The 26,099-nt window shown below is 65.4% G+C and carries 18 protein-coding genes and 3 pseudogenes; 9 read left to right on the top strand and 12 right to left on the bottom strand.

Annotated features, from left to right (window positions below):
• The coding region (locus EYR15_RS10980) for an MFS transporter (protein WP_131003579.1) at positions 1–1,041 on the bottom strand (1,041 nt) is incomplete at its 3' end.
• Between the two features lie 285 nt (positions 1,042–1,326).
• Here EYR15_RS10980 and EYR15_RS10975 point away from each other — a divergent pair.
• From EYR15_RS10975 to EYR15_RS10965, 3 genes are all read left to right on the top strand, one after another.
• Entirely contained in the window at positions 1,327–1,830 is a 504-nt protein-coding gene (locus EYR15_RS10975; RefSeq protein ID WP_131003578.1) for an RNA polymerase sigma factor, read from the top strand.
• An 82-nt stretch (positions 1,831–1,912) separates the two neighbouring features.
• Positions 1,913–2,866: a FecR family protein gene (locus EYR15_RS10970; RefSeq protein WP_131003577.1), complete on the top strand. Its 954-nt coding sequence runs from the start codon at positions 1,913–1,915 to the stop codon at positions 2,864–2,866.
• Between the two features lie 157 nt (positions 2,867–3,023).
• Positions 3,024–5,453 (top strand): TonB-dependent siderophore receptor, encoded by a 2,430-nt coding sequence (locus tag EYR15_RS10965; protein WP_165455484.1) that lies wholly within the window; start codon positions 3,024–3,026, stop codon positions 5,451–5,453.
• 243 nt (positions 5,454–5,696) lie between these two features.
• On the opposite strand, the gene EYR15_RS10960 is transcribed toward EYR15_RS10965, so the two are convergent.
• From EYR15_RS10960 to EYR15_RS10930, 7 genes and pseudogenes are all read right to left on the bottom strand, one after another.
• Complete coding sequence (locus EYR15_RS10960; protein ID WP_131003575.1) at positions 5,697–6,590, bottom strand: NAD(+)/NADH kinase; 894 nt, start codon at positions 6,588–6,590, stop codon at positions 5,697–5,699.
• Positions 6,590–7,573 carry an SPFH domain-containing protein gene (locus EYR15_RS10955; protein WP_131003574.1) on the bottom strand — a complete coding sequence of 328 codons (984 nt, stop codon included), beginning with the start codon at positions 7,571–7,573 and terminating at the stop codon, positions 6,590–6,592. The genes EYR15_RS10960 and EYR15_RS10955 overlap by 1 nt, the downstream gene beginning before the upstream one ends.
• A gap of 5 nt (positions 7,574–7,578) precedes the next feature.
• Positions 7,579–8,316 carry an NUDIX hydrolase gene (locus tag EYR15_RS10950; RefSeq protein ID WP_131003573.1) on the bottom strand — a complete coding sequence of 246 codons (738 nt, stop codon included), beginning with the start codon at positions 8,314–8,316 and terminating at the stop codon, positions 7,579–7,581.
• Positions 8,317–8,406: 90 nt separating this feature from the next.
• Complete coding sequence (locus EYR15_RS10945; protein ID WP_131003572.1) at positions 8,407–8,862, bottom strand: VOC family protein; 456 nt, start codon at positions 8,860–8,862, stop codon at positions 8,407–8,409.
• A 78-nt stretch (positions 8,863–8,940) separates the two neighbouring features.
• On the bottom strand, positions 8,941–9,543 hold the full coding sequence (locus EYR15_RS10940; protein WP_131003571.1) for an NADPH-dependent F420 reductase: 603 nt from the start codon (positions 9,541–9,543) through the stop codon (positions 8,941–8,943).
• 137 nt (positions 9,544–9,680) lie between these two features.
• Positions 9,681–10,079 carry a nuclear transport factor 2 family protein gene (locus EYR15_RS10935; protein ID WP_131003570.1) on the bottom strand — a complete coding sequence of 133 codons (399 nt, stop codon included), beginning with the start codon at positions 10,077–10,079 and terminating at the stop codon, positions 9,681–9,683.
• A gap of 185 nt (positions 10,080–10,264) precedes the next feature.
• Positions 10,265–10,759, bottom strand: a pseudogene (locus tag EYR15_RS10930) (SDR family NAD(P)-dependent oxidoreductase); the annotation flags it as partial.
• On the opposite strand from EYR15_RS10930, the gene EYR15_RS10925 reads away from it, so the two are divergent.
• Positions 10,691–11,800 carry a DNA-methyltransferase gene (locus tag EYR15_RS10925; RefSeq protein WP_131003568.1) on the top strand — a complete coding sequence of 370 codons (1,110 nt, stop codon included), beginning with the start codon at positions 10,691–10,693 and terminating at the stop codon, positions 11,798–11,800. The pseudogene EYR15_RS10930 and the gene EYR15_RS10925 sit on opposite strands and share 69 nt — an antisense overlap.
• A gap of 256 nt (positions 11,801–12,056) precedes the next feature.
• On the opposite strand, the gene EYR15_RS10920 is transcribed toward EYR15_RS10925, so the two are convergent.
• Entirely contained in the window at positions 12,057–13,193 is a 1,137-nt protein-coding gene (locus tag EYR15_RS10920) for a PDDEXK family nuclease (RefSeq protein ID WP_131003567.1), read from the bottom strand.
• A gap of 124 nt (positions 13,194–13,317) precedes the next feature.
• Between EYR15_RS10920 and EYR15_RS10915 the strand changes: the two genes are divergently transcribed.
• From EYR15_RS10915 to EYR15_RS10900, 5 genes and pseudogenes are all read left to right on the top strand, one after another.
• Positions 13,318–13,554 carry a helix-turn-helix domain-containing protein gene (locus tag EYR15_RS10915; protein ID WP_131003566.1) on the top strand — a complete coding sequence of 79 codons (237 nt, stop codon included), beginning with the start codon at positions 13,318–13,320 and terminating at the stop codon, positions 13,552–13,554.
• A 556-nt stretch (positions 13,555–14,110) separates the two neighbouring features.
• Positions 14,111–14,323, top strand: a pseudogene (locus tag EYR15_RS17295) (cold-shock protein).
• Positions 14,324–14,553: 230 nt separating this feature from the next.
• Complete coding sequence (locus EYR15_RS16990; RefSeq protein WP_165455483.1) at positions 14,554–14,691, top strand: hypothetical protein; 138 nt, start codon at positions 14,554–14,556, stop codon at positions 14,689–14,691.
• Between the two features lie 10 nt (positions 14,692–14,701).
• The gene (locus tag EYR15_RS10905) at positions 14,702–14,974 is read left to right on the top strand and encodes a hypothetical protein (protein ID WP_131003564.1); all 273 of its coding nucleotides are present in this window, start codon (positions 14,702–14,704) and stop codon (positions 14,972–14,974) included.
• Positions 14,975–15,104: 130 nt separating this feature from the next.
• Positions 15,105–23,708 (top strand): glycoside hydrolase family 94 protein, encoded by an 8,604-nt coding sequence (locus EYR15_RS10900; RefSeq protein WP_131003563.1) that lies wholly within the window; start codon positions 15,105–15,107, stop codon positions 23,706–23,708.
• 144 nt (positions 23,709–23,852) lie between these two features.
• Here the strand turns inward: EYR15_RS10900 and EYR15_RS10895 are convergent, their stop codons facing one another.
• The 3 genes and pseudogenes from EYR15_RS10895 to EYR15_RS10885 all read right to left on the bottom strand — a co-directional run bounded on the left by EYR15_RS10895 (position 23,853) and on the right by EYR15_RS10885 (position 26,068).
• Complete coding sequence (locus EYR15_RS10895) at positions 23,853–24,098, bottom strand: helix-turn-helix domain-containing protein (protein WP_131003562.1); 246 nt, start codon at positions 24,096–24,098, stop codon at positions 23,853–23,855.
• A gap of 317 nt (positions 24,099–24,415) precedes the next feature.
• Positions 24,416–25,186 (bottom strand): annotated as a pseudogene (locus EYR15_RS17170) (permease); the annotation flags it as partial.
• A gap of 315 nt (positions 25,187–25,501) precedes the next feature.
• Positions 25,502–26,068: a hypothetical protein gene (locus tag EYR15_RS10885; protein WP_131003560.1), complete on the bottom strand. Its 567-nt coding sequence runs from the start codon at positions 26,066–26,068 to the stop codon at positions 25,502–25,504.
• Between the last annotated feature and the right edge of the window lie 31 nt (positions 26,069–26,099).

The following is a 26,099-nucleotide window of genomic DNA, read 5'->3' as shown; positions in this document are numbered from 1 at the left end:
GTCGAGGCTCACGGCGGTGGCGAAGGTCCAAAAGGCTGTTCCGCCGTCGCCTCCATGCGCAGCAAGGTAAGCGAGGCTCAGATGCGAGGCCGAACCCGCCACCGTGCCGATCAGGAGGCTCGGCAGCATGCCGATCCTCGGGATGAGTGACCCCGCGAGGAACGTGCCGCCCAGCGCGATCCAGAAGCCGAACAGTTTGGTGACGGTCGCGATGTCGGTGTTGGAGAAGCCCTGGTGCTTGAACAGCGGCACCGCCATCGCGCTTGCGACGTAGCCCGGCATGCGGAAGCCGGCGACGAGCAGCAGGATCGCCGGCGCCATGGGTCCCAGCCGGGTCCAGAGTTCGCGGATCGGAGCCCAGACGGTCTCAACGAAGCCCGCCCGGGCGAGGTGGGCGACCTTGTCCGATGCCGGTTCGGGCGCGAGGACCGCCGCGGTCATGCCAGGCAGCATCAGCGCGCCCATACAGATATAGGCGCCGCGCCAGCCGATACGGTCCGACAGGAACAGCGCGCCGGCGCCGGCCGCTAGATTGCCGACCCGCCAGCCGATCTCCGTCCAGGACGACAGCACAGCCTGCTTCTCGGGAGGCCGAACGCTCGTGATGCGCCAGCCGTCGATGACGAGGTCAAGCGTGGCGCCGGCGAACCCGAGGGCCAGCGAAAACACGATCGTCCAGGCGAGGCTGCCCGCCGGGTCGCCGAACGCGATGCCGGCGAGCGTCGCCATGACGCTGAGTTGCGCGACGACGATCCAACCCCGTCGTCTGCCGAGCGCGCCCAAGAGGGGCGGGTCGTACCGGTCCAGAAACGGCGCCCACAAGAACTTGAACTTGTAGGCGAGGGTCAGCTCGCTCAGGAGACCGATCGTCGCGATGGAGATCCCGGCGTCCGAGAGCCATGCCGACTGCGTCGAATAGACGAGAAGAAACGGGATGCCGGACGTGAAGCCGAGCCCGAGCGCCGGCGCGATCCGCCGATCGGTGAATAGCGCGGACCAGAAGGGCTCGCGCTCTCGTCGTTCAAAGTCCGCAGGGCTCATGCTCGATCCAGTCAGGCGTCCGCCCGCAGCGCTTAATGAACCATATCGTGCGCCGTCCTTTCCCGAAGAGTCACGCGCCTCTTTTCCTTCGCCCCACCGCTTGCCCCTCGGTCGCCAAGCCAACAGGCGCAGCTGAAATCGCGCGTGGATCACGGCGCCGGCACTCGAGCTTCACGCCTCGAAAGGAGCGCTCTCAGCAATCTAGAATTCATCTAAACTATTGATGTTGCTAGGTTTTGCGAGAGCCGGTACGGTTCGGCCATCATTGGCGAGACAATTTCTGGCATGTCGGACGGGTTGATTTCTGAACTCTATCGACTGCATGGCGAGGAGCTTGGCCGCTCTCTGCGGAGGCGCGGCGCGAGCCGGGAGACAGCGGCCGACATCACCCATGACGCCTTCCTTCGGATGCTGGCCCTGCCGGCCAACGTGGCGTTGGCCGATCCCCGATCGTTCCTGTTCCGCGTCGCCCGTAACCTGTCGATAGATCTTGCGCGCCGACGTCGCGCGCTGCCGCTGGCGTCCGACGGCGAAGCCGCGCTCGCGCTCGTGTCCGACGACGCGCCCTCGGCCGAAAGGTTTGCCCTCGCCAAGCTCGAGCTCGCGGCGATCCAACGCGCGCTTGACGGCGTTCCGTCCGCGCCGCGCGAGGCCTTCTTGATGCGTCTCGACGGCAAGACCTATGACGAGATCGCGTCTTCGCTCGGCGTTCCGCGGCAGACCGCCTTCAGCCAGGTGGTCCGTGTCATCGCGCATCTCGCGGCCGCGGTAGGTCGACTGCAAAAATAGGCGGACTGATTTCGGACGCGGCCTTTCCCCATTCGTCCACTTGGCGTAGGCGGCGTTCGTCGCGGGGCTGAAGCGGGCGGCAATGGGGCACGACGACGACTGGACAAAAGCCGGAGGCGAGAGCGCGGATCCGGCGTCGCGCGAAGCGGCGCTGTGGTTCGCAACCCTCAACGGCGACGACGCGACGGATACTGACCGAGCGGCGTTCCGGACCTGGCTGCAGCGCGATCCAGCCAACGCCCGCGAATACGCGGCGATCGAACGGCTCTGGGGCGGGCTTAGCGAGCTGCCGGAAGTCAAGCAGCGGCGACGAGCTAAACGCGTCGCGGTCACGCGGCGCAATCTCGGGAAGGCGGCGCTCGCGAGCGTCATCGGCGGCGGCGCATGGTGGGCCGCCTCGCAGCGTCCCTTCGCCGAGCATAGGAGCGGCAAGGGCGAGCGCCGCAACGTCACGCTCGCGGACGGCTCAGTCGTCGAGCTCGCCACCGAAACCGCGCTCTCCACGCGCTTCGACGACGGCGAGCGCCGTGTCGAGCTGCACTTCGGCGAAGCCTACTTCTCGGTCGTCCGCGACGTGCGCCGTCCCTTTGTGGTCGAGGCCGGCGTCGGGGCGGCGCGGGCGCTCGGGACGCGGTTCAGCGTTGCGAACCTGGACGGTGAAGTTCGTGTCGCGGTCGACGAAGGCAAGGTCGAGTTCAGCCGCGGCGCCGACCGCGTCCTGCTGTCCGGCGGGTCCGGCGCCACGATGGACGACCACGGCATCGGGGCCGTGTCGTCGATCGACCCCGTGTCGGAATTCGCCTGGCGCGACGGACGGCTCGTGTTCATCTCTGCGCGCCTCGACAACGTCGTCGAGGCGCTCAACCGGTGGCGGTCGGGCCGGATCATTCTCACCGATCCGACCCTAGCGCGGCGGCCTGTCACGATCATCGTCGATCTCGAGCGAACGGGCGAAGCTCTCTCGGCGCTTGCCGGTGCGCTTCCGATCAGGCTGCTGCGGCTGACCGCCTACGTCACCGTCATCATGCCCGCCTGAAAAAACTTGCGCTACCGTCAGACATCGAGCCGGGCCGATCGTCTACCTCTCCGGAGCGCCGAAAACCGGTCGCTCCCGGAAGCGGGGATTTAAGATCATGGGCATCGGGGGATGCGGCGCATCGCGGGGGCAAGGCGCGCGTCGCAGGATCGGCGCAATGTGGCTTGCGAGCGCCGCAGTGTTCGCGGCCGAGCCTGCGCTTGCCGACGTGTCGCGGATCATCGCGGCCGCCAACGCCGCCGAACAGCAAAACCCGGTCCTGTTCGCGATACCGCCGCAATCGCTTTCATCGGCGATTGTAGCGTTCTCGCGCGTAGCCGACCTCGACGTGGTGTTCGACGGGCCGATCGCCGATGGCGCGACGACTAGGGGCGTTTCCGGATCGCTCAGGCCCGCCCAGGCGCTGCAGCGCTTGCTTGAGGGCACGGGGCTGAGGGCGACGCTCACTGACCATCGCACGATAACGCTGCTTCGCACACAGGCCGGAGGCCCAACCGACGCCGTCGAGCTCCGCGAGATCAACGTGGAGGGACGGACCACGGGCGAGAGCGCGTTCGGGCCCGTCGACGGCTTCGTCGCAACCCGTAGCGCCACCGGATCCAAGACTGACGCGCCGCTCGTAGAAATCCCGCAGACCATCAACGTAGTAACGGCCGACCAGATTAAGGCGCAGGGCGCGCAGACCGTCGGCGAGGCCTTGCGCTACACCCCGGGCGTCCGCGCCGAGGGCTACGGCGCCGCCTCGCCGTTCGACGTTTTCACCATGGTTCGCGGCTTTCGCGCCGACCTCTATCTCGATGGGCTGAAACTACCGAAGGGCAACATCGACGGCACATCGAGCAGCGTTATCGACCCTTGGGGGCTTGAGCGGCTCGAAGTGCTGAAGGGGCCGGCCTCAGGGCTCTACGGCGCGTCCAACCCCGGCGGCGTCATCAATATGGTCAGCAAGCGACCCACCGACGCGCCCGTGCGCGAGCTGCAGATTAAAGGCGGTAGCTTCGACCGCATCCAGGGCGCGTTCGACTTCGGCGGCCCAGTCGACGAGGAGGGCAAGTTCCTCTACCGGATCACGGGCCTGGCGCGCGACGCCGGCTCCCAGATCGACCATGCGGAAGAGGATCGCGTCTTCATAGCGCCCGCGGTGACCTGGCGGCCGACCGACGACACTTCGCTTACTTTGCTCGGCAGCTACCAGCGCGATCGCGGCGTCTGGCCGTTCTTCAATTACCTGCCGGCGGAGGGCTCGCTCTATCGCGCCAACGGCCGGCGCATCTCAACCGATACATATTTGGGGGAGCCGGACTTCGACCGGCTGAAGCGTGATCAGTCGTCGATCGGATACGAATTCGATCACCGCTTCAGTGAGACGTTCTCGTTCAAGCAGAACCTCCGCTTTAGCAGGTCCGACTTCCAGACGCTCGGCGCAGTGACGGGCCGCGCGTCTCCCAATCCTGACGGCACAATTGATAGGCTCGGCATCTTTGTCGACGCGGACACTGATGTGTTCGCTGTCGACAATCAGCTCAGGGCCGAATTCGCCAGCGGCCCGCTTTGGCACGACGCGGTGATGGGCGTCGACTATCGGCGGGAGAAGACAGGCTACCTATTCACCTTCGGCGCCGCTCCCTCGATTGATCCGTATGATCCAGTCTACGGCTCTGGTCCGATCTCGCCGCGCGACTTCACCGTGACGGACTACCAAGCGACGCTTAACCAGGTCGGCGTCTACGCGCAGGACCGGATCAGGCTTGGGCAATGGATCGCGACACTCGGCGGCCGCTACGATCGCGCCGACAGTGATCTCGACGGTGCTGCGACCGCGTTCGGTCCTGCCTCTCGGTTGAAGCGGAAGGACGACGCGTTCACGGGCCGGGCAGGCCTTACCTATCTGTTCGAGAATGGCATCGCGCCATACGTCAGCTACGCCAGCTCTTTCCAGCCGGAGACCGGCGTCGACACCGTCGCCGCGACTCCCTTTAAGCCGAGCCAGGGCGAACAGTTCGAAGCTGGCGTCAAGTATCAGCCGCCTGGCATGAATGCGCTCTTCACGGTTGCGGCCTTCGACCTGGAGCAAAAGAATCGTGTCACGACCGACCAGCTTTTTGTGCAAAGGCAGATCGGCGAGGTTCATATCAAAGGCGTCGAGGTTGAAGCCAAGGCCGAGATCGCAAAGGACTTCAACGTTATCGCGGCCTATTCCTATCTCGACCACGAGATTACCAGGAGCGCCGATCCGCTTGAGGTGGGCCGGAAGCTGTTCTCGACGCCGAACCATCAGGCGGCGCTTTGGGGCGACTACGCCTTCACGTCCGGCGCGCTCGCGGGCTTCGGTTTAGGCGCCGGGGCGCGCTATATCGGCTCGACGACTGACGCCAGCAACACGCTCAAGACCCCGGCCGTGACGCTTTTTGATGGCCAGGTGAAACTTGACCTTGCGCGGTTCTCGCCCCAGCTCGTCGGCGCGACACTCAAGGTCAACGCCACCAACATCTTCGACAAAAAATATGTCAGCCAGTGCGACGGCTCGGCCATGTGCACCTTTGGCGTCAGACGAACGATTATCGCGACGCTGAACTACAGATGGTGACGCGCGGGAAAGGCCGGCGGATCGGCTAGCGTGCCGGTCGGATCCACTAAGAGCGGGCCGATCAGCTTCGCGGCTGTCTGCGATCGGAATCGACGTTTCGTGACTTCGCTCACCAATCAAAGTCATTCGGGCGACTAGAATTCATTGCATTCCTGCTCGACCAAAGCGGTGCCGCAAACCGAACCCCGGCAACGTCAGCTTAGGGTCAGTCCGGGCCGTGAGCTTTCTTCTGCCTCTCAAATCTCATCCGGTGATCAGATTGAGTGTTTGTGAGGCAGGGCCTAGCGTCACGCCGCGGCCCCAGTCGAAGGTCAGAAAATCCTGCTCAACGCCGTCGGCGAAGATCACGCCGCCGTCGTTCATGCGCGAGGTGACAGCCAGCGGCGACGCCTCCAGCCTGCCCGAACGCAGGGACGTTCCCGTCGCCACGCTCGGGAACGGTTCGCGGACGAAAAAAGCGACCGCGCGCTCCTGAGGATCGAGCGGCACTGTCGCGTGGGTGGCCTCCATGATGGAGCGGGCCCAGCCGGTGGCGCCGGTGCCGGACGCCACGATCAGCCCGCTCGAGGAGTGGTCCTCGACCTTGTCGTCGCATGCGATGCGGTAACGCGCCGACTGGTGGCTGTGGTGGCCGACGAACACCTCGTTGAGCGCGAGCAGACGCTCGCCGGTGTCGAGCCGCGCCTCGACCATCGTCCGCCGCTCGGCTGGGGCCACACCCGCCACGCTTGCCGGCAGCAGCGGCGCAAAGCGCGCAAGAGAAAGACGCACGAGCACGCCGTCATAAAGGTCAGGCGCGGGGTTGAGGCCCAGCACCGGCTGGCCGTCGAGATACTTGGCGACGTTGGCCACCAGGCCGTCCTGTCCCACGACGACAACGACGTCCTCGGGTCCGAACAGGAAGCGATCGAGATCGGCCCGCGCCACCGCCGCCTGCCGCCAGTCGCTAGGGGCGGCGGCACGCGCGGCGTGAAGCGTCGCGTGCAGCTGGCGATGGCGGTCCTCCAGCGCGTCGATGTCCTGGCCGCGCGTCTCCAGGAAAAACTTGGCCTGCCCGCGCGTCGCGTGGCGCGCGAGCAGCAGTTCGTAGTCGCTCTCGCGCGTGACGAACACGGCGCGCGGCGTGTTCGTCACCATCAGCGCGCCGGCAGGGTTGCCGGCGCCCGGCGGAACTCGCCGAGCACGGTCGCCAGCAGATCGGGCGTGACGTTCAGATGCTCGATCGTCTCCAGTTTGCCCGCGAGTTCGCGCGCCGCAAGGCCCATGAGAACGCCCGGCGGCAGGTCGCGATAGATCGTCATCCGGGCGAGCTCCGCCTCGGCCTTCGCACTCTCGATGGTGCGGATGCGATCAGCTTCGGCCGCAGCTTCGATCTGCTGCGCTTCGGCCAGGCCCGTGGCGCGGTTGCGCGCGTTCTCGGAGTCCTGAGTGATGAGCAGCGTTTCCCGGCGCGCGAGCTCGGTCCTGTTGGCCAGTTCGTTCTCGGCGATCGCCCGTTCCTTCTCGACCGCAAGCGCGCGGCGCTCGAAGGTGGCCTGGTCGGCCTTCTGCTGGAGCGTCTCGAAAGTCGGCGTCTGCAGCGCGCGTTCAAGCTCGCTCGACGGCGCAAGGTTCGTCAGGCGGATCGCGCCGACCGCGACGCCGATATCGGTGAGCGCCGGATCGCTCGCAAGCGCCGCCTCCAGCCGATGGCGCAGCGGCTCGGGCCCGGCGTCGAGCAGCGCGCGCACAGGAGCCTGCGCCAGATGCTGGAGCGCAGCCTGATTGACGAGGCCGGCGAGCCGCGTCTCGATCTGCTGGATCGGCTCAGCCTTGTGGACGCCCGTGGCGAGGCTCAGGCTGAAGTCGACCCTCGACGCGAGCCGCTCCGGGTCGGCGACCCGCCAGGTCAGGGCGCCCTGGATCGCAACGCTTTGGAAGTCCTGGCTGCGGCCTTTGACGAACACCGTCATCTCGCGGTCGTCCATCGGCAGTTCGGCGATGCTGGCGGTCTCCGGTCGGAACCAGAAGACGAGCCCGCGCCCGCTCTTGCGGACCTTGCCGTTGCGATAGCGGATGACGTGGTTGCTCGCGTCGCTGCGCAACTGCGCCAGGAACCCGAGACTTCTGATCGACGCCATAACGGTTACTCCTTTGCTTGTGGGTTCTTGCGGCGGCGGTAGAGTTCGGCGGGCCGGAACGAGGCCCCGGTCTCGCGTTCGCCGGTCGCCTCCAGCCGCCCGGCGTCGAGCATTCGGCGGCGGAAAGCGGGCTTGTTCAGTCTCACGCCCAGAATGGCCTCGTGGACGTCCTGCAGCGCACGCAGCGTGAAGAGCTCGGGCAACAGCGCGAAGGCGACGCCCGAATAATCGAGCTTTCCGCGCAGCCTCAGGATTGCAAGGCCCAGCATGTCGGCGTGATCGAAGGCAAGCGGCAGGGCGTCGCCCTCGGCAGAGCGCGCCTTCACGGCGCCGCCGGTCTCGCCCTCCCAGGGCACCACCAGCTCGGCCAGCGTCAGCTCCGGCGCGCCCTTCAGGGCTTCAGAAAAACGAGCCGGTGGCAACAGCGCGAAGTATCCGACGCTGATAATGCGCGCGCGTGGGTCGCGATCGACCGCGCCGAATGTATAGAGCTGCTCGAAATAGGCGTCCGTCATCCGCGCCTTGGCGGCGAGCACGCGGCTGGCTGCGGCGTCGAGGCTCTCGTCGATGGCCACGAAACCGCCCGGCAGCGACCAGCGTCCGAGATCCGGATGCTCGTCGCGGCGCAGCAGCAGCGCCGCGGGCTTGCCATGGACGATGCTCATCAGGATGAGGTCGACGGCGACGGACGGCCGCTCGTACTCTTCCGGATCATAGCTTCTGAGGAATTCAACCCCGGTCACGCGCCACCCTTATATCCATTTCGCGTCTTATTAAGACGCGCGATGGATATAAGTCAAGGCGGGCGTGACCGATGGAGGGAGGCGTCGAGCCTACCTGACGCCCTTCTTGCGGAGTTGCTCTAGCGCGTCTGCGGTCTTGTCGAGCGTCAGCCCCATCGCGTCCAGAACCCCGTCGAGCTTCGAATACTGGACGTCGCGGTAGGCGACGATCTCGATGTGGTTGCCCCACGGGTCGAGGAAGTTGAAGGGCTGTTCGAGCACGGTCGCGCCCGCGGCCTCAGCCAGCTCCATGACCTTGGAGCGGTCGTCGACGACCAGTCCGAAGTGCCTGCCCGTGTCCGGCTCCTGCGCGCGCCCGCCGCTCAGCGCCAGGAACTGGTCGCCCATGTCGATGAACGCCATTGTGGTGCGGCCGTCATCATCCTGATGGCGGCCGCGGATCTCGAACTCGAAGACGCTTCCATAGAAGCGAAGCGCGTCGTCAACGCTGCCGACCTCGATCGCGATGTGATTCAGGCCGACGAGGCGTGGCTTCGAAGTGCTCATGATTTACTACCTAGCGCCGCCGAGATCGCAGGGAACGACGCCGGGCCGCGATCGACTTCGGCGCCGTGGCGGGTCCGCTCACTGGCTCTTCTTGAAAAGGTCTTGGAAAATCAGAGGGCCCCAGGTGCTGCCGCGCGCGTGGACCAGCGCGCCACCCTCGCCAAGCCTACCCAGATTGACGGGCGCGAAGCCGAGCTGCTTGGCCAGGGCCGCCACCGGGGCCATTGCGTTCTCATCGTCGCTCGACAGGAAGACGACGCGATGGCCACCCTCGACGACCGGGTCGCCAGCCAGCGTTGCGGCGATCAGGTGGTTGAAGCCCTTCACGAGCTTGGCTCCGGGATAAGCCTTCGCGAGGAAGGCGGAGGATGGGAGGCCGTCCAGATCTTCTGGCGGAACTCCATAGGTGTTCGTCGCGTCGATGATCGTCTTGCGCGACCAATCCGGCAGGGCGTTGGCGACCTCGCGATGCTCTCCGAACGGGACCGCCAGGATTATCGTGTCGGCGTGGAGCGCATCCTTCAGCGACCTGGCGACTACCGTCGGTCCGATCGCCCGGGCCTGCGGGGCCAGCGCATCGGGCGGCCGGCGACCCGCGACGGCCACCTCGATCCCCTTGCGGGCGAAGGCATGAGCGAGGGCCTGGCCGATCTTGCCAAATCCTATGATCGCGTAAGTCATGATGTTTCTCCGTTGCGTGTGGGTCATGGATCCCGCGCCTTGAGTGACGCAGGCCTGTCCGTTTCGTCGTGTGGCTGCTTGCAGGTGGTTGCCGCGGACGGCCGGGCACTCCAATCCCGGTCGATTGGCCGCTTCCGTCAGTCTGGCGCGGAGGCCCGCGCCAGCGCCTGCGTGTCGACGTACTCGCGGATGTTCGTCAGCTTGCCGTCCCGGACGGTGATGGCGAAGACAAAGTGGTCCTCGAACGCCTTGTTCGTGGCTTTTACCTTCCCGGTGGCGAAGCCGACGACCAGCACCCGGTCTCCCATCGCTATGAACTCGCGGGGATCCGTGGACGCCTCCATCGAACTGGACGCCGCCTCGAAGAACTCGGTCAGTCCAGCGTGGCCGCGATGCGTTCCGGCCAGCGGCCAGTCCTCGCCCGGGATGATCCACGCGATGTCCTCGGCGGCCAGCGCCAGCAGGCCGTCCCTGTCGCCGCGCCCGATCGCGGCGAAGAAGTCCTTCACGGTCCGGATGTTGTTCTCGATGCTCACAGCAATCTCCATGCGCTGGCGGTCGGACCCTGCTCGAACCGACCGCGTGCTTTGGGGGCGGCTGATCTTCGATTGCCTCGTCGAGCACGGCGACGCAGAAGCGCCGCAGCCGTCCGTCCCGCTGTTTGATCAATGGCTGATTGAACGGCTGGCCCGCTCACAACGCCCGGGTGGCCGGCGTGAGATCAGATGGCCGAGAAGCCGCCGTCGACGGCCAAAAGCATGCCGTTCACGAAGCTCGACTCGTCGGAGGCGAGAAACACCGCGGCCGCCGCGATCTCTTCGGGACGACCCATCGTCCCGCGCGGGATGAGGCTCTCGAACATCTGCTTCGCTTCCGCGGTGAGGACCTGGTCCTGCATAGGCGTGGCGATCGGTCCGGGGCTCAGCACGTTCACCCGGATGTTCCTGTCCTTCAGTTCGTTGAGCCACCCGCGCGCGAAGGCGTGCAGCGCCGCCTTGCTCGCCGCATACACGCTGTATCCGGGAAAGCCCTTAACCGACGCGACCGAGCTGGTCATGAAGATCGAACCGCCGTCTTTGATGAGCGGCAGCGCCTTCTGGACCGTGAACAGCGTGCCCCGCGTGTTCAGGCCGAAGGTCGCGTCGAAATGCTTCTCCGTAATCTCGCCGAGCGAGACCGCTTCGCCGATGCCGGCGCTCGCATACAGGAAACCGAGCGGAACCTGCTGCGGATCGCGGCTAATCGGCTTCAAGAAAAAGGCGCCTGGGACCTCGGGGAACTAAGGCTCGAACTCGAAGAGCTCATCATCGAAGGGGCGGCCATCGAAGTCACGGGTTTCGAGAGCTTTGAGATCGATGGGATTCTTGCGGATCCCAACCTGGAGGCGTTGGAAGTTGGTCCTCTAGAGCCTGAATCAGGCGCAAATGCAGTAGCGGAAGTCGGGGACGTCTATATTCTCGGCCCTCACAGGCTAATCTGTGGAGATGCCCGGGACGCCGCAGTGTTAAGTGAGCTCATGGGCTCAAGTTCTTGCCAATTCGTATTCACGGATCAGCCGTACAACGTGAAGATATCTGGGCACGTTACGAGTGGAAAACACCGCGAGTTTTCGATGGCGAGCGGCGAAATGTCTGAGGAACAGTTTTTTCAGTTCAACAATGACTGGATAAGAGAGGCTCTTCTTTACCTCGGTGATGGCGGCGTCTTCGGCACCTTCATTGATTGGCGTGGACTACAGTCCGTGACAGCCGCGGCTGCGGAGGCGGGACTCTCCCAGTTGAATCTCATCGTTTGGTCAAAAACCAACGCCGGGATGGGAAGCCTTTATCGCTCTCAGCATGAGCTTCTTCCTCTGTTCAAGAAGGGCGAGGCAGCTTACAAGAACAACATCAGCCTCGGTCAAAAAGGTCGGTGGCGCTCGAATGTCTGGACCTATCCGGGCGCGTCTTCCGCCGGCTCAGACGCTCAAAAGGGACTGAAACATCATCCAACCGTTAAGCCGGTCGCGATGCTCGAAGAGGCCATAAAAGATCTCACCGATCGCGGAGATATCGTTCTCGATCCATTTCTTGGATCCGGCAGCACACTTCTCGCCGCCGAGAGGACTGGACGCATTTGCCGGGGAGTCGAGATCGACCCTCTTTATATAGAGGTGATTATTAAGCGGTATGAGCAACTGACTGGCAAGGCCGCCGTTCTTGAGAAAACCGGTGAGACTTTTGCGGAGGTGTCGAAGCGGAGGGCGGCCCAGCCGTAGATCACGGGAGCCACTTATCGCCGCGGTCCCGCGTCCTCCCCTGTGGCGTTGGTCGGTTCACGGGCGCATGCTTTCTGCATGTTCGCAAAATGCGCCGTTCGCGCGATCTCTCCCGCGCGATCCTCGCGTGCTTCGAGGTTGATGCAGACAGGGGGCAGGAACCCTGATGCCGGCTCGAGCGACGCTCCGCAGATCTCGCAAGTCTGACCTTCGGGCCGCCCGTCGCAGTCGATCATGGACGGCTCGTCGGCGCCGCTCACGGCTCGCCCCGCCATCGTTCGACGAACCAGTCCATGGTGCGCAGAAACACCTCGACGGCCTGGGGCGTGAGCGCGGCTAGGCGGATGGTCTTGCGCCCGGATGCTGCCGCGGGAGCCAAGGCGACGCCCGGCGTCTCGTTGACGCGGCGGAGAAGCTCTTCTCGCTCATGAAGATCACCGAACACGGGCTTATTCTTCATGTATTCGAAGTTGACGCTCATGGTACCGTCGATACAAATCGTAAGAGCGGGAACTTCGGCCCCTGGCCTAAGAAACGCCGCGGTGATCGATCCCCAGTTGACGCTGGTATTGAACGTCACCCGATCGGCGTTCTGATTCATCCAGTCGACGATCACGCGTGCATTGGCGGCGCTTCGCTCGTCGGTTCGCTCAACGAGCGCTTCGAGAAGCGATGCCTCGTCCCAAGTTCGCTGCGGCGCGCTCGAGGTCGAGATTTTGCTTCGGATCGCCGCCTGCGTCTGACCGATGACCGTCGGGACGAGGGTGCGTAAGCCTTCGCCCTGAAACTGACGCAACTCGATTGCCAGAACCTCAGCTGGGCTCATTTGCTCGTTCAAAAACTCGACTATCCGCCGCAGCTCTCGCGGGATCACGTCTGCGACGAACAACAATCTGACCTTACCGGCCTTGAGGTTGGTCTCCACGCGACCCCAGAAGGCGTCCGGCGCCTCTTCCAGACCGAGACGGTCTCGAAGCGCCGCGGCAGGGTCGACGCCGTCCTCCGCCAATTGGGTTTCAAACCTGTCACGTAGGTTCTGCACAGGCCAGTGCACGACGGCGTTCGCCGCATAATCCAACATTTGCCCAACGACCTCACGGCGTATGCGCGTGTCGCTTGATCGTTTGACCTCCACGAGCGTCGGGACGCCATCCTGATCTATGAATAAATGATCGACCGACCAGCGGCCGCCGCCGCCTTCCTGATCGGCGATCGACTGTTCGCGTGAGACGAGGATGAACCGACGAGGCGACTGGCTGTCGATCTGATCGCCGACGAGAAGCTCCGGGAAGCGCGCCAGCAGGTTCTGGAACTCGTCCTCGGTGACGAAGCTCGCCTGCTTCATTGGGATCAGGGTGGCGGCGTCGGTCAGCACGAACACTCCGGCGGTCACGATGGTCTCCAAACACGCCTGCCTTCGGCGCAGGACCGACATCGCTCTGTTACGAGCGGCAGTCCAGTGAAATGAGACTCATCGTCTGTAGATCGATAGGCGACATCATCGTGACCGTCCGAGCATGGACGTACGTCGCCGGGTCGGCCTCAACGTGAAGCGGTTGCGACAGGAGAAGGGCTGGTCTCAGGAGGCGCTCGCATTCGAGGCGAAGCTCCACCGGACGTATGTTTCCGGAGTTGAGCGTGGGGTCCGAAACCCTACCGTGACGGTGCTGGAAGTCATTGCGGCTGCGCTGGGTCTGCCGAGCTCAAGGTTGCTCGACGAGGTCGTAGAGCCTCCCGCGCAGAAGAAGCGCTAAATGCTGATGTTGACCCTAAGTGGAAGCTGCGGACGTCCGCTTTCTAGAGGGTGATGGCTCGGTCAGCCAGTACTGGGCCCTCTGTTGACGCGACAACCGCAGCCGAGGAGATGGCTGCCAACGCAGTCCACGAATTCGACATCGATCGTCGCCTCCGAGCGGTCCGTCGCCCACGAGTCGGAGAGATCGGAGAAATTCGCAAGCTTGGGCTGGTGCTCGAGGCCGGTGGCGTTCCTCAACTCATCGGCTCCGAGCCTCTTAGGCGCAGCCAACCGTCAGCCAGTCCTAGACTGTATACTCCGCGAGTTCGTTGATAAGCAAAATAATATATTTCTGACCGCTACGTAGCGGGTCGCTGAATTGCGAGGGCCGGCGATGAATTTCTCGTTGTAATGGCCTACTAATTAGCGCAGGTTGGGTTGTCGTATCGTTTTGTTGATTTGGTCGGAGCGGGCGTTTAGCGCTCTTTTCGCCAATTTTATTTTCTGAAAACAGCAAGTTCGACGGTGCCCCTTAAGTGAGAGCGCTTCGCTAATCAAGATCGAGAGGGTTTCCCATGACATCGGGAACCGTGAAATGGTTCAACGCCCAGAAGGGCTTCGGGTTTATCGCGCCGGATGATGGCGGCGCCGACGCCTTCGTCCACATGAGCGCGCTGGAGCGCGCCGGCATCGCCGATCTGTAGGAAGGCCAGAAGGTCGGTTTCGACCTGGTGCTCGACGGCAGAAGCGGCAAAATGTCGGCCGAGAAGATCCAGGTTCTGGCCTGATCGAGCCGCCGGACCGCCCCCCGAACTTCGGGCGATCCGGCAAAAGCGCGGCATTCAGACGAAATCGACCACGGATGTACTGGCGATTGAGTTCAGGCCACGCTGCTTCATCGCCGAAGAGGGCCTAGCGTCTCTTCTGGCGTCTTAGGCCCCGTCGTCTCGTTAGAGGCGGCGGGGCTTTCCTTTTCCGCCGGCGACGATGTCCGGCAATTCGTGATGGAGGAAAGTAGATGGCCAAGGAACAAAAGCGCGGCAACAAGGAAGCCAAGAAGCCCAAAAAGCCGAAAGCGCCTGCGGCTGCGCCGGCCGGCCTGACCCGCGGCGTTTCGGCTTCGACCGCAACGTCGCCCAAGCCCAAGAAGTCCTGAGGCCTCGGTCATGCCGGACCGCACCACCGAAACGACGGTGATGTTCCGCCGGCCGTTTTCGCTTGCCGGGATCAACGGAGCGCAGCCGGCCGGGACCTATCTCCTCGTCATCGACGAGGAGGAGATTCCGGGCATCTCGTTCCTCGCCTATAGGCGGACTGCAACGACGATCCATACGCCGGCGATCGCGGTCCGGTCAGGACTGCATAAAACGCACCTCGTGGAGCGCGCTGATCTCGAAGCCGCCCTCGACGCGGACCGCAAGAGTGCTGCGCCGTTCTAATCTCCCAAACCGGGCGGTCGCTTGCGTCGTCAGTACCCGGCTGAGCGTGGATGCAGCGTTAACCGCCGCATCCACGCTGTAGCTCTTTCCCGAGCCCGAGCCCGTTCGTGGCCATGCCTGAAAGGCGACCATGCTCCTCTACGCGCAGAGTCTCATCGCGCGCCGTCGCGTCACGCCTCCGTGGAACGACGTCTCTCCGGTCCGCGAGGAGATGTTCGGCGCCGAGCGGCTTGAACAGCACGCCGAGAGCCTCGCGGCCGCACAGCCGGTCACGGCCGATCCGCCATCCGTCCGGTCGCTGAGATCGCGCCTCGACGACAACGCGCGCGCGCTTTTGCTCGCCTACAGGGCGAGCGCCGAGGAGCTCGAGAGCGGGCGAGACGTGGTTCCTGCCGCCGAATGGCTGCTGGACAATTACCACCTTGTCGAAGACCAGATCCGCGAGATCCGCGAGGACCTGCCCGCTGGCTACTACCGGCAGCTACCAAAGCTCGCGACTGGCCCGTTCGCCGGCTATCCTCGGGTCTTGGGCATCGCCTGGGCCTTCGTCGCCCATACCGACAGCCATTTCGATCCTGCAACTCTCGCCCGCTTCGTCACCGCCTATCAGCGCGTGCAGCCCCTCACCATCGGCGAACTCTGGGCGGCGCCGATCACGTTGCGGATCGTGCTGATCGAGAACCTCAGAAGGCTCGCGGACCAGATCGACGCCGGCCGGACAGCGCGCGCCGACGCGGAAGCGCTCGCGAACCGTCTGCGCGTTGCGGGCGGCGACCGTTCGGCGCTCGACGCCGACATAGCGACCCGCTCGGCGGGCCCTGTCTCGGAGCTGTTCGCGGCGCAGCTCGCCAAGCGATTCCGCGATCAGGATCCACGCACCAACCCCGCGCTTGAGTGGCTGGACGCCCGGCTGACGCTGCAAGGCTCGTCGATCGACGAGGCGGTGCGGCACGCCCAGCAGCGCCAGGGCGCATCCAACGTGACCATCCGCAACATCATCACCAGCATGCGGCTGATCTCAGACATCGATTGGGCGGAGCTGTTCGAAAGCGTCAGCCTCGTCGATGCGCGGTTGCGCGAGGCGAGCGACTTCGCGGCGATGGATTTCGCGACCCGCAACCTTTACCGCGGCGCCATCGAGCAGCTCGCGCGCGGCTCGTCCGCCTCGGAGCTCGAGGTCGCGGACGCCGCGCTGGAGGCGACGCGCAACGCGGAGCGGAGCGTTCGGCAGGACGATTTCGGCCGCGGCCGTGATCCCGGCTTCCACCTCATCGCGGAAGGCCGACCCGCGCTGGAGCGAACGATCGGCTTTCGACCTCCTCCGGCGCTGCGGTTCTACCGGTTCAGCGTGCGACTCGGCATCGGCGGCTATGTCAGCGCGATCCTCGTCGTCGCTTGCGTCCTGCTCGCTGCCGTTTTTTCCGCGCTCGCTTCGCACGGAGCAGGCGCCGGCTGGCTTCTCGTCATCGCGGCGCTTGCTTTCGCGCCGGCGACGGATGTCGCGACCGCGCTGATCAACCGGCTGATCTCATGGAGCTTCGGCGCGCACGTCCTGCCGGGCTTGGACCTGTCGACCGGAGTTCCGTCGAGCCACCGCACGCTCGTCGCGATGCCGACCATGCTGACGGGCGAGGCGGACCTGCTGGAGCATATCGGCCGGCTCGAGATCCACCATCTCGCAGGCGCTGGCGGCGATCTCACCTTTGCGCTGGTGTCCGACGGGGTCGACGCCGAACACGAGACGCTTGAGGGAGACGACACGCTCCTCGCGGCGGGCGCGGCGGCGATCGCCCGGTTGAACGCGCGCTACGGACCGGGGCCCGCCGGCGACCGCTTCCTTCTGCTTCACCGCAGGAGGCTCTTCAACGCCGAGGAAGGCGTCTGGATGGGCTGGGAGCGCAAGCGCGGCAAGCTGCACGAGCTCAACCGGCTCCTGCGGGGCGCGACCGACACCACGTTCGCGGCCGAAACCGGACTTCATGCGAGGGTCCCCACGGACGTCCGTTTCGTCATAACGCTCGACGCCGACACCCGGCTTCCGCGTGACGCCGCGGCGCGGCTGATCGGCAAGATGGCGCACTCGCTGAACAGACCGACCTTCGACGCGACAGGCCACCGCGTCGTTGGCGGCTACGGCATCCTGCAGCCACGGGTCACCCCGTCCCTCCCGATCGGTCGGGAGGGATCGATCTATCAGCGGGCGTTCTCGGCGCCAGGGGGCGTCGACCCCTACGCGGCGGCCGTCTCGGACGTCTATCAGGACCTGTTCGGCGAGGGCTCGTACACGGGCAAGGGCATCTACGACGTCGACGCTTTCGAGGCCGCGCTTTTGGGCCGCACGCCCGACAACGCGATGCTGAGCCACGACCTCTTCGAGGGCGTGTTCGCGCGCGCTGGCCTCGCATCCGACGTCGAGGTCATCGAAGATTTCCCGTCGCGTTACGACGTAGCGGCGCGCCGGCAGCATCGCTGGACGCGTGGCGACTGGCAGCTCCTGCCATGGGTGTTCGGCATCGGTCAGGGGCGCTCCGGCCTGCCCGGCGTCGGACGCGGCAAAATGCTCGACAACCTGCGGCGTTCACTGGCCGCGCCGGCGCTCCTCGCGACGCTCGCGGCCTGCTGGCTGCTGCCGCTTCCAGCCGCTGTCCTCGGCGTGCTGGCCGTCGTCGCGGCGGCGGCCATTCCGGCCGCGCTCGCGCTCATCTTCGCGGTCGTTCCGGCCCGCGCCGGCGTTCATCTTGGCGCGCATAACCGCAGGCTCGTGGCCGATCTGAAGCTCGCCAGCGCTCAGCTCGGGCTCCAGCTTGCCTTCCTGCCCGATCAAGCGTGGCGGATGGGCGACGCCATCATTCGCACGCTCGTGCGGGTGTTCCGCACGCGCCGGCTGCTGCTGCAGTGGACGACTGCGGCGCAATCCACGGCCACGCCGCGGCTGGACCTGCCGGGTTTCTACGGCCTGATGGGCGGCGGAACGCTTCTCGGCGTCGGGCTCTGCCTGTTCTGCCTCCTCATCGCGCCGGCGTCCTGGCCGCTGATCCTGCCCTTCGCGGTCGCTTGGGGCGCGGCGCCGGCTCTGGCTCTTTGGGTCAGCAGATCCCCCAAACCGGCGCTTGGGCGCGCGCTGACGGCGGACGAAGCGACCGAACTGCGCCTTATCGCGCGCCGGACGTGGCGCTTCTTCGAAACCTTCGTGACGCCCGCGGACAGCATGCTGCCGCCGGATAACTTCCAGGAGGATCCGAAGCCGGTGGTGGCCCGGAGGACCTCGCCAACGAACGTCGGAATCTATCTCCTCTCGGCCGTCGCCGCACGGGACTTTGGCTGGGCGGGCGTGACCGAGACCGTGGAGCGGATCGAGGCGACCTTCGCGTCGCTCCGGACGCTGCAGCGGCATCGCGGCCATTTCCTGAACTGGTACGGGACGGCGAACGGCGAGCCGCTCATTCCGGCCTATGTCTCAACCGTGGACAGCGGCAACCTCGCCGGCCACCTGATCGCCCTCGCCAACGCCTGTGAGGAATGGGCGCAGGCGCCGAGCGTCCGGGACGCCCGGGAGGGGTTTACGGACGATCTCGCGCTCGCCCGGCAGGCCCTCGCGATACTAGTTCCCAACGGCGACGTTCGCGGGGCCGCGATCGCGGCGATCCTCGACGAAATCGACGCGCAGCTCAGGGGATCCGTTGCGCTCGTCACTCTCGCGCCCGCGCTCGCGAGACTCGCCGACAAGGCCCTTCGTCTCGCACGGGACTCACTGCCGCCGGCCGATAGCGACGGCGAAAGCGATTTCACCTTCTGGATCGGCGCCTTCGCGCGCTCGGTCGCATCCCAGGCGCGCGATCGGGCTGGCGACTCATCGGCGCTCGACGCCCGGCTCTCGGCGATCGCTGCTGAAGCCCGCGCAACCGCGCTCGAGATGGATTTCGCCTTCCTCCTCGATCCCGAGCGCAAGCTTCTGTCGATCGGCTATTCGCTGCCCGACAACCGGCTCGATCCCAGCTGCTACGACCTTCTTGCCTCCGAGGCGCGCCTCGCCAGCCTGTTCGCGATCGCCAAGGGCGACGCGCCGACGCGGCACTGGTTCCGGCTTGGCCGGACCGCCACGCCGATCGGGGGCGGCTCCGCGCTGGTGTCCTGGTCGGGCTCGATGTTCGAGTATCTGATGCCGTCGCTCGTGATGCGCGCCCCGGCTGGAAGCCTGCTCGACGAGACGAACCGTCTCGTGGTGAGCCGCCAGCAGGAATACGGGCGAGCGCTCTCCGCGCCCTGGGGCGTCTCGGAATCCGCCTACAACGCGCGCGATCTCGAATTCACCTACCAATACTCGAACTTCGGCGTTCCGGGCCTGGGGCTGAAGCGCGGCCTGGCCGACAACGCCGTGATCGCGCCTTATGCGACGGGCCTTGCGGCGATGGTCGATCCGCAGGGCGCCAGGGCGAACTTCGCCCGGCTCGCGGAACTTGGAGCAAACGGCCAATACGGTTTCTACGAGGCGCTCGACTTCACGAGATCTCGGCTGCCGGACGGGGCGAGCGTCGCAATCGTCCGCAACTACATGGCCCATCATCAGGGCATGACCATCGTAGCGCTCGCGAACGTGCTGCATGGCGGAAGCATGCGCGCGCGCTTCCACCGCGAGCCGATGATCCAGGCCTGCGAGCTCCTGCTCCAGGAGCGCATGCCGCGCGACGTCGCGGTGGCCCAGCCGAGAGCGGAGGAGGTCAAAGCCACTCCTGACGAGATCGCGAAAGTCTCGACGGTTCGTCACGTCACGCCGTCGACCGCCGAGACGCCGGTGACGCACGTGCTCTCGAACGGTCGCTACGCCGTGATGCTGACCGCGGAAGGGACCGGCTACAGCCGCTGGCGCGACCTTGCGGTGACGCGGTGGCGGGCCGACCCCACGCTCGACGATCTCGGCTCCTTCGTCCTTCTGCGCGACGTCGGGTCCGGGCGGGTGTGGTCTGCATCCGCGCAACCGCTCGGCGCCGCCGGGCCGGCTCAGGAGGTGACGTTCGGCGAGGACCACGCGACGTTCGTCCGCCGCGACGGCGCGCTCACCACCACGATGGACATCCTGGTGTCAGGCGAGATCGACGGCGAAGTCCGGCGGGTCAAACTCGCCAATACCGGCCGGGCGGCGATCGAAATCGAGCTGACCTCATATTCCGAGGTCGTTCTCGCGCCGCCTGCATCGGACACCGCACATCCAGCGTTCTCCAAGCTCTTCGTGGTGACCGAGCATCTGGCCGAGTTCGGCGCCCTGATCGCGACCCGCCGGCCGCGCACCAAAGGAGAAGCAGCCGTCTGCGCGGCGCATTTCGCGGTCGTCGAAGGCGAATCCTCGGCCGATCCCGAATACGAGACCGACCGCGCGAAATTCCTCGGCCGCAGCCTGTCGCCGGCCGAGGCGTTCGCCCGCCGCGCCGCTTCGCCTTTGTCGAACACCGTCGGAACGGTGCTCGACCCCGTCTTCGCCATTAGGCGCCGCGTGATCGTTCCGCCTGGCGGGACCGCGCGCGTCTCCTTCTGGACCGTGGTCGCGCCATCGCGCGCCGAACTGCTTGACCTTGTCGACACCCATCTCGACCGAAGCGCCTTCGATCGCGCCAAGACCCTCGCCTGGACGCAGGCCCAGGTGCAGCTCCGCCATCTCGGCGTGACGGCCGACGAGGCTGCAGACTTTCAGCGGCTTGCGGCGCCGCTGCTTTATCCAGACGCGCGTTTCAGGGCCCCGTCCGATGTCATCGTGCGAGGGTCCGGAGCCCAGTCCGGCCTGTGGCCGTACTCAGTCTCCGGCGATTTGCCGATCGTGCTTCTGCGCATCGACGATGTCGAAGACATGGCGCAGGTCCGTCAGCTTCTGCGCGCGCACGAATACTGGCGCATCAAGCAGATCGGCGTCGATCTAGTCATCATCAACGAGCATGCGTCGTCTTATCTCCAGGACCTCCAGATCGCAATCGACATCGCCGTGCGCAGCAGCCAGTCGCGGCCGCGCTTCGGCGACGCGCCGGCTCAAGGGGCGGTCCACGCCCTGCGCGCCGATCTCCTTACGCTCGAAGGCCGCAATCTGATCCTGTCTGTCGCCCGCGTCGTTCTCGTCGCGCGCCACGGGTCGATTTCAGCGCAGCTTGCGCGCCTACCGAAGCCGGCGGTCCGCGCAGCGCCCGCCGCCCGCGCCAATTCGCGGCCTGCAGCCATGGCGTCACGGAGCCCTGATCCGGCCGATGCTCTCGAGTTCTTCAACGAGCTCGGAGGCTTTGGGAAAGACGGCCGGGAATACGTCACGATTCTCGATCGTGGGCGTACGACGCCGGCGCCCTGGATCAACGTCATCGCCAATCGCAGCTTCGGCTTTCAAGTCTCGGCCGGCGGAAGCGGCGGCGCTTGGTCCGAAAACAGCCGTGAAAACCAACTGACGCCGTGGTCGAACGACCCGGTCGCCGACCCCGCGGGCGAAGCGCTCTACCTTCGCGATGAGGAAACCGGCGCTTTCTGGACGGCGACCGCGCAGCCGATCTCAGACGGCGGCCGCTATGTCGCCCGGCACGGCTTCGGCTACAGCCGCTTCGAGCATGAGGCGAACGGCGTCGCGCTGGAGCTGACGCAGTTCGTGCCTGTCGACGATCCGATCAAGATCTCCCGCCTGACGCTCCGCAACATGACGGACCGCCCCCGCCGCCTTTCGGTGACGGCCTTCGCGGAGTGGACGCTCGGCTCCACGCGCTCGAACTCCGCCCCCTTTGTCGTCACGGCGATCGACGGCGACACCGGGGCGCTGTTTGCGCGCAATCCCTGGGGCTCGGCGTTCCCCGGTCGCGTGGCCTTCGCCGATCTCGCGGGCCGGCAGACCGGCTGGACGGCGGACCGCTGCGAATTCCTCGGCCGCCACGGCGGGCCGCATGCGCCCGCGGCGTTGCTCCGCAGCTCGCCCCTCGGCCGCGCCGCCGGCGCCGGGCTCGATCCATGCGCTGCGCTGTCAACCGGCGTGACGCTCGCCCCGAATGAGAGCGTTGAGGTTGTATGGCTGCTCGGCCAGTCCATCGGCGACGATGAGGCCCGGGCGCTCGTCCGGCGCTATCGCGAGGCCGATCTGGACGCGGTTCTGGCGGCGGTGACAGAGGGCTGGGAGAAGCGGCTCGGCGCCGTGCATGTCCGCACCCCCGACCGGGCGATGGACGTGATGCTGAACGGCTGGCTGCTCTATCAGGCGCTCGGCTGCAGGATTTGGGCGCGTACCGGCTTCTATCAGGCGAGCGGCGCCTATGGCTTCCGCGACCAGATGCAGGACGGCATGGCGCTGTCGCTCACTGATCCCGCGGAGACCCGAAGCCACCTGCTGCGCGCGTCGAGCCGGCAGTTTCCGGAAGGCGACGTCCAGCATTGGTGGCTGCCGCATTCCGGCCAGGGCGTGCGCACGCGCATCTCCGACGACCGCGTGTGGCTCTCCTTCGCGGTCGCGACCTATGTGGCGTCGTCCGGCGACGCCGCCGTGCTCGACGAGGAGACGCCCTTCCTCGACGGGCCGCTGCTGAAGCCTGGCGAACACGACGCGTTCTTCCAGCCGATGGAGTCGGCCGACCGCGCCTCGGTGTTCGAGCACTGCGCGCGCGGACTCGATCAGTGCGTCGCATTGACCGGCCCACTCGGGCTTCCGCTGATGGGAACCGGCGACTGGAACGACGGCATGAACCGCGTCGGCGAGGGCGGAGCGGGCGAGAGCGTGTGGCTGGGCTGGCTGTTCATCCGCGCGGTCGCGCTGTTCGCGCCCCTTGCCGAAGCTCGCGACCCGGCGCGAGCCGCCCGCTGGCGGGAGCATGCCGAGACGGTGCGGGCATCGATCGAACGCGAGGCATGGGACGGCGCGTGGTACCGGCGCGCGACCTTCGATGATGGGGCGTGGCTGGGTTCCACGACCAGTGAGGAGTGCCGGATCGATTCCATCGCCCAGACCTGGGCGGTGCTGTCCGGCGCGGCTGAACCCGCGCGCGCGGCCCAGGCGATGGCGTCCGTCGACGCCCATCTCATCCGCCGCAACGAGGCGATCGCCGTGCTGTTCACGCCCCCTTTCGTCTCCACGATCCACGACCCCGGCTACATCAAGGGCTATCCCGCGGGCCTGCGTGAGAATGGCGGCCAGTACAGTCACGCCGCGATGTGGGCGATCCTCGCCTTCGCCAAACTTGGCGCCGGCGCGAAGGCGCACGAGCTGTTTGCGCTGCTGAACCCTATCAACCACGCGCGCGATCCGGCGGGAGCCGAGCGCTACAAGGTCGAGCCCTACGTCGTCGCAGCCGACGTCTACTCCGTCGCGCCGCACGCAGGCCGGGGCGGATGGACCTGGTACACTGGCTCCGCCGCCTGGATGTACCGCGCCGGACTGGAGGGTATTCTCGGCGTGAGCCGCCAAGGCGCAGCGCTTCTCGTCGCGCCTTGCATCCCCGATGACTGGCCAGGCTTCGAGGCCACGATCACCGTCGACTCAACGCGTTGCCGGATCGAGGTTCGACGCTCGTCCGACGATGTAGGATCAACTGTCCTTGACGGCCAGACGGTGACAAGGACCGAAGACGGCGTGCGCATCCCGCTGGACAGGAGCGACCACGACCTCACGCTGATCCTGCCAGTCCAGCGACCACTTCCGGAGCAAAACCCGTCTTCGATCGCGCACCCGGCACGTGTCGCGGCGATCAAGGATTCATCTGAACGCATAGCCTCTTCGCTCCATCGATAGCCGGCTTCGTCCGCGTTCTGACTTGAGAACAAGGTTCGCTCTTGGCGCCGAAAGGTCGCCCACCGGCGATCGTTATCGATCGTTATCGGAACAGGGGAGAACGGGCGCTTCAACGATGAAAGTTGGATGCCTCGCCGCGCTCTTCTATGTTTGAGGAGCCTCCGCAACCTCACGAAGAACGCTCAGCAGATTGAAGCCGACCGCTTCTGATAGGGCGATGAATTCGGTCACATCAATGCGGCGCTCATTTCGCTCGATGTCAGCGACGTACGACTGCGGCCGCTTAAGGCGCTGTGCGACGTTAGCCTGGGACAGGCCCGCGGCCTTGCGCGCTTCGACGACGAGGTCACGCAGACGCTGGTAACGCGGGGAGCGAAGGTCGCGGGCCAATGGTCGGGTTTTCCGCCTTGAGGAGCGGGCACCCCGGTAATTGAAATTTCAGATAATCGAGATTTGGGATAATGTGTTAAGGCTTTGCGAAGCGGAGCAAAGAAGACACAGGCGCCAATCGATGCGGTTCGAGAGTTTCGTGGTTCAGCAGTTGCCAGCGTGATCCTCGCCCATCCGGCAGTTGTTGGCAGTGATTGGGAAGGCCGCCATCCTCCAGCCGAAATAGCGGCGGTAGGCGTCGAGCAGCGGCAATACGATGAGGTCGGCGTACAGGAAGGCGAGCACGCCGCTGAAACTCGCGCGTCCCCCCACAGTACAGCCGCGAGAGGCACGTTGCCGATCGAGCATACGAAGGTCAGCATCGCGATGACCGCACCCAGAACGGCGTTGGCCGGTATTTGGATCCAGGGGGATGCGTCGGCGAGAAACAGCGCCTTCCAGAACGCGTCGGGCACGAAGGCGGACAAGAGCCCGCCGACAAGGAAGCCGATCGCCAGATCTTTCCAGAGCATCGACCATTCCATCGCGAAATTCTGGGCGACGCGGACCCGCGTGACCGGGTTGGCGAGACGGTCCTTCCAGGTGTCGCCCTCGACCACCATCGTCATGTGCTGATGACCGCCGCTCTTCTCCTCGTGACGGCGCGCCCCTTTTACCAGCTGTTCCGGATAGGTCAGCTTCACGACAGCGCTCATCACTATGATGAGCACGATCCCGCCGATCCATTCGCCCGCCGCAAACTGCCACCCGAGCAGTAGAAGCAGGATCACGCCGAGCTCGAGCACAAGGTTCGTGGAGGCGAACAGGAAGGCGAGCGCGTTCACAAGAGCCGCGCCCTTCTTGAAGAGGGTGCGCATGATGGCGGCGGAGGCGTAGGAGCAGCTCGAACTCGCCGCGCCGGCGATGCTTGCGAGCGCAATCTCCTTCGCTCCGCCGCGGCCGAGCGCGCTCTTCATGGCGTCTGTCGAGACGATCGACTGCAATAGAGACGAGATCGTGAAGCCGAAGACGAGCGTCCAACCCGTCTGCCAGAACATTCCGAACGCCATCAAAAGCGCTTGGCCGAGTTTCGAGAAGATTTCCGCCATTGAAGCCATCCTTCGGATGCTAAGCCGACCGAAGGATTTCCAATTGAATCTTGAGCGATGGTCGGAGGGACGAGCTCCGACAGTGGTACAGTCACGACTGCGGCCTGACGCCGGCGCGGTTCGATGTCGAGGAGGTGCTCACGCCGGGATAGGTTAATGGCGTGCGGTACAAAGTCGACCTTCGCCGCAAAGTGGCAAGGCATAGCCTGGAACCAGACATACTGAAGGACCGCATTGGGTCCAGAAGCAGATCCAGGCGCTCGTGCGAGAAGCGGACATCGATCGTTATGGAACGGGGGATAGGCTCAGCCCGGCTCACGGCGTCAAGCGTCCGGCTTCAGCGCGAACCGCCAGAACGCGTTCGGTCTTGATGTCCATGTCGCACTGGTAGACCATATTTCGCCATGCTCCGAAGCCGTTCTGGAACCGGACTTTGTCTCCTGCGAACGTGACGACGCCGGCTGTGCGGTCCTTCCACCAAAAGCGCGAAAACTTCGGTTCGAAAAAGCCGTCCGTCCACTCCGCCTGATATTGGGCGAGCCGCTCCACGGGATCCTTGCACTCGAAGCCCGCTGCGATGAGCTTCTTGTCGCCGATGCACTGGATGCTTCGCTCGCATTCCGTGCCATTCAGCTCGGCGTTAGCTGACGCGCGCGCCGCTTCCTCTCGGGCGCTGGCCTCGTCGGCAGCTTTTCGCGCCGCTTCCAATCTTTTCGCTTCTTCTGTTCTGGCTTTCCACACCGCGGGATCGTCGACATTGTGACGCCTCGCATCTCCCATTTCAAAAGCGCTAGCAAAGCCACGTTCTCGCGCGATACGATCGTTTTCAAAGCCCACTAGGATGCAGTAGATGACGAAGGCTGTAGTTGCGGCGAAGAACAACCGTCGCCTCAGCGAATTGTTATTCGCCCTT

Source organism: Hansschlegelia quercus, assembly GCF_004310425.1.
GTDB lineage: Bacteria > Pseudomonadota > Alphaproteobacteria > Rhizobiales > Methylopilaceae > Methylopila > Methylopila quercus.
Note: the sequence above shows the minus strand (reverse complement) of the source record. Positions and strands in the feature narration are given on the sequence as shown.

Bases quoted from the DNA above. Each gene is read 5' to 3' on its own strand.
- EYR15_RS10940 (WP_131003571.1), bottom strand. From the start codon at position 9,543: ATGACTTACGCGATCATAGGATTTGGCAAGATCGGCCAGGCCCTCGCT.
- EYR15_RS16990 (WP_165455483.1), top strand. From the start codon at position 14,554: ATGGCCAAGGAACAAAAGCGCGGCAACAAGGAAGCCAAGAAGCCCAAA.
- EYR15_RS10900 (WP_131003563.1), top strand. From the start codon at position 15,105: ATGCTCCTCTACGCGCAGAGTCTCATCGCGCGCCGTCGCGTCACGCCT.
- EYR15_RS10905 (WP_131003564.1), top strand. From the start codon at position 14,702: ATGCCGGACCGCACCACCGAAACGACGGTGATGTTCCGCCGGCCGTTT.
- EYR15_RS10960 (WP_131003575.1), bottom strand. From the start codon at position 6,590: ATGGTGACGAACACGCCGCGCGCCGTGTTCGTCACGCGCGAGAGCGAC.
- EYR15_RS10965 (WP_165455484.1), top strand. From the start codon at position 3,024: ATGTGGCTTGCGAGCGCCGCAGTGTTCGCGGCCGAGCCTGCGCTTGCC.
- EYR15_RS10945 (WP_131003572.1), bottom strand. From the start codon at position 8,862: ATGAGCACTTCGAAGCCACGCCTCGTCGGCCTGAATCACATCGCGATC.
- EYR15_RS10925 (WP_131003568.1), top strand. From the start codon at position 10,691: ATGCTTCTCCGTAATCTCGCCGAGCGAGACCGCTTCGCCGATGCCGGC.
- EYR15_RS10915 (WP_131003566.1), top strand. From the start codon at position 13,318: ATGGACGTACGTCGCCGGGTCGGCCTCAACGTGAAGCGGTTGCGACAG.
- EYR15_RS10970 (WP_131003577.1), top strand. From the start codon at position 1,913: ATGGGGCACGACGACGACTGGACAAAAGCCGGAGGCGAGAGCGCGGAT.
- EYR15_RS10975 (WP_131003578.1), top strand. From the start codon at position 1,327: ATGTCGGACGGGTTGATTTCTGAACTCTATCGACTGCATGGCGAGGAG.
- EYR15_RS10955 (WP_131003574.1), bottom strand. From the start codon at position 7,573: ATGGCGTCGATCAGAAGTCTCGGGTTCCTGGCGCAGTTGCGCAGCGAC.